General features: G+C 59.7%; 3 protein-coding genes. 2 read left to right on the top strand and 1 reads right to left on the bottom strand.

All coding sequences use genetic code 11. From position 1 onward, the window contains the following. The first annotated feature begins 33 nt into the window (after window positions 1-33). Together VGE80_RS02610 and VGE80_RS02605 are read left to right on the top strand one after the other, a co-directional pair. Complete coding sequence (locus VGE80_RS02610; RefSeq protein ID WP_440591572.1) at window positions 34-606, top strand: HD domain-containing protein; 573 nt, start codon at window positions 34-36, stop codon at window positions 604-606. A gap of 331 nt (window positions 607-937) precedes the next feature. Continuing rightward, a complete protein-coding gene (locus VGE80_RS02605; RefSeq protein WP_440591570.1) occupies window positions 938-1,864 on the top strand; it encodes a sugar nucleotide-binding protein in 927 nt (308 codons plus the stop codon). Between the two features lie 238 nt (window positions 1,865-2,102). On the opposite strand, the gene lipA is transcribed toward VGE80_RS02605, so the two are convergent. Continuing rightward, window positions 2,103-2,993 (bottom strand): lipoyl synthase, encoded by an 891-nt coding sequence (gene lipA, locus VGE80_RS02600; RefSeq protein WP_440591571.1) that lies wholly within the window; start codon window positions 2,991-2,993, stop codon window positions 2,103-2,105. Window positions 2,994-2,996 lie beyond the last annotated feature (3 nt).

Here is a 2,996-nt window from a genome sequence, read left to right as displayed (position 1 = left end):
AACTTGATCACAAAGTCTGATGGAGACCGCCACATGTCACGCGAAGATGATCTGGCCCTTCTTCACCAATACACGGACAGTGACAGTCTGATCAAACATATGCTGGCAGTCGAAGCCGCCTGTCGAGCGTACGCCCGCAAGTTCGGTGAGGACGAAGAGAAATGGGGTACCGTCGGACTGCTGCACGACTTTGACTACCAGCGCTGGCCTGACCCTCCTGATCATCCGCTCAAGGGAGCCGCCATCCTGAAAGAGCAGGGCTACTCGGACGAGATCATCTATGCGATCAAATCGCACGCCGATTATCTGACCGACTGCCCCCGTGTCTCGCTGCTCGACAAGACGCTGTATGCCTGCGACGAATTGTGCGGGTTCATCACCGCCTGTGCACTCGTTCGTCCCGGCCGACTGGAAGGCCTCACTCCCTCGAGCGTCAAGAAGAAACTGAAGCAGTTGTCGTTCGCCGCCTCGATTCACCGTGAGGACATCACCCGCGGCGCGGCCGATCTGGGAGTCGAACTCGACGAGCACATTGCGTTCTGCATCGCCGCGCTGCAGCCCGTCGCCGCAGATCTGGGGTTGCTGCCGTCCAGCGACCTCTCCTGACTCATTTCCCAATCACGGAGTCTCAATCGGGACCTGAGCCAGCAACCGCAAGTCCGTGTCCCGTTCCGGAGTCGTCCCCGGTTCACGGAAGTGGGAGCGGACGCACACAGATCTCGTGCATTCTTCGCTGGTCCGAAAACGAATTCAGTCTACCCGCGCAACTGCCTTGGTAGACTGGCCGTCAATCGCCCCACAGACGTTCAGAATGCGTTCACTGCAACAGCCCGGACCGAAATTGGGGTTGGCCCAAAATCTTCCGAAAAGTATAAGGCCATTGCCGCAGCTTGCGGCTAGCTTTCGTTATTTACACGCTCGAGCATGGAGGCACCGCGTGGACAAGATTCTAGTGGCTGGGGTCAATTCGGTAGTTGGGGCCAATTTGGCCGAGGCCCTGTCAGAACAGCACTCCGTGGTTGGTGTTTCGTTCGATTCCCGGGTTCAACTTCCTTCCTGCGAAGTGGAAACCGAAACGTCCCGTAAGCCCGCTGCCATTCGCGAACTGCTTGAGCGAGTGCAACCGGGTCGGGTGATTCTTTGCGGTGCAGGTGCCGATTCAAGCTGGGACGAAAGTCGGCGACCCGTTGCCTCCGACCTGGCTCGCGCCAAGGCCTGGATTGATGCAGCCCATGCAACCGGATGTCGCCTGACGCTCATCTCGTCGGATGCCATCTTTACGGGTCCCTGGATGTTTCATGCAGAGAACAGCCATTCGATCTGCCCCAGTCCTGAATCGGTGCTGCTGCAGCAGATTGAACAGCACGCGGCTGCCACCTCTGCGGACTCGCTGATCGTGCGAACCCATGCCATCGGCTGGCAGTCCGGGTCGACTTTCGGCTGGTTAGAGACTCTGCTTCAGGAACTGGAACGAGGCTCGGTCGGCTCGGTCGACTTTGCCCGTCACGGGACACCGATGCTGGCAACGGACCTGGCAGACGTTCTGACCAAGAGCTGGGAGTCGGGTCTGGTCGGCACCCATCACATTGCGGGAGCCGAACGCGTCAGCCCTCGCAAGTTCGCCCTGCGACTGGCGGCTCATTTCCGACTGCCAACGCCTGCATGTCCGATCGCAGGTTCGCTGGCCGACCGGACCGTGGGATTCGGTTGCGGAGAAACGTCGCTGCAGACGCGCAAGATCCGTCGGGCACTCGGCATTCCCATGCCACTGCTGGATGAAAGCCTGGAGCGCCTCTATCAGCAACACCAGAACGGCTATCGGGCTCGTTTGAGTGGCCAGAGCGCTATCCGCCGCGTTGCCTGACGGGGACGCTGGCCAAGTTCTTTTCAGATCGACGAGACGATTTCTGCCGGGTTCAACTGGCGCGTGCGCTCACTCGCCAGTCCTTCAGCAGGCTTTGACCGCCACCACAGGACATCCTTTCCGCCCCGTTGCCGACGTGACAGGTGATGCCCGTCGGCAACCCTCGTGCAGTTCGCGAGCGTTTCAGGCGAACAAAACCCGGTGATTCTGGACCGGGTCTTGAATCGGTGATCCCGGATCAATGAACCTGGAGATCGTCCGCCATTTCCCCCGCGTGATAGCTGGATCGAACAAACGGTCCGCTGGCGACCATCGTGAAGCCCAGTTGCCGCATCTGCTGTCCAATTTCGTCGAATTCTTCGGGCGGAACATATCGTTCAACCGGAAGATGCTCAGGAGTCGGCTGCAGATACTGACCCAGCGTCAGCATGTCGACACCGACATTGCGCAGGTCGGTACAGACTTCGAGCAGTTCGTCACGTGTCTCACCCAGTCCCAGCATGAGACCGCTTTTCGTGACCATCTGGGGTGCTTCGTCCTTGATCTGCTTCAGCAGGTCCAGGGTCCGCTGATACCTGGCATTGCGACGGACCCGATGATACAGCCGAGGGACTGTTTCCGTGTTGTGATTGAAGACGTCAGGCTGTGATTCGATGACGCGATGGATGGCATCACGGTCACCCCGGAAATCGGGCGTCAGCACTTCGACCCGGGCGCCGGTTCGCTCGCGCACGGCCAGCACACATTGATAGAAGTGTTCGGCCCCCCCATCCGGCAGGTCGTCGCGGGTTACCGAGGTGATGACCACGTACTTCAGTCCGAGCCGTTCTGCCGCTTCGGCAACGCGGGCGGGTTCGTCCGCCTGCACTGTTTCGGTCTTCCCCTTGAGCACAGAACAAAAGCCGCACGGACGCGTGCAGACGTTGCCGAGAATCATGAATGTTGCTGTCTTCTGCGACCAGCATTCCGTCTGATTGGGGCACTTGGCGCTTTCACAAACGGTTTCCAGCCGCAAGTCGGCGATGACGTTGGTGGTGAACTGCATTCCCGCCTGCGGCAGCGGACGCTTCAGCCACTTGGGAAGTCGCTGGCGGCCCCGACTGACTTCGGGCTCGTCGTTCGGCAGGATATT

It is taken from the genome of Schlesneria sp., assembly GCF_036405755.1.
Taxonomy (GTDB): Bacteria; Planctomycetota; Planctomycetia; order Planctomycetales; family Planctomycetaceae; genus Schlesneria; species Schlesneria sphaerica.
The sequence above is the reverse complement of the archived record's forward strand: the minus strand, read 5'-3'. Positions and strand labels throughout refer to the sequence as shown.

Bases quoted from the DNA above. Each gene is read 5' to 3' on its own strand.
- VGE80_RS02610 (WP_440591572.1), top strand. From the start codon at position 34: ATGTCACGCGAAGATGATCTGGCCCTTCTTCACCAATACACGGACAGT.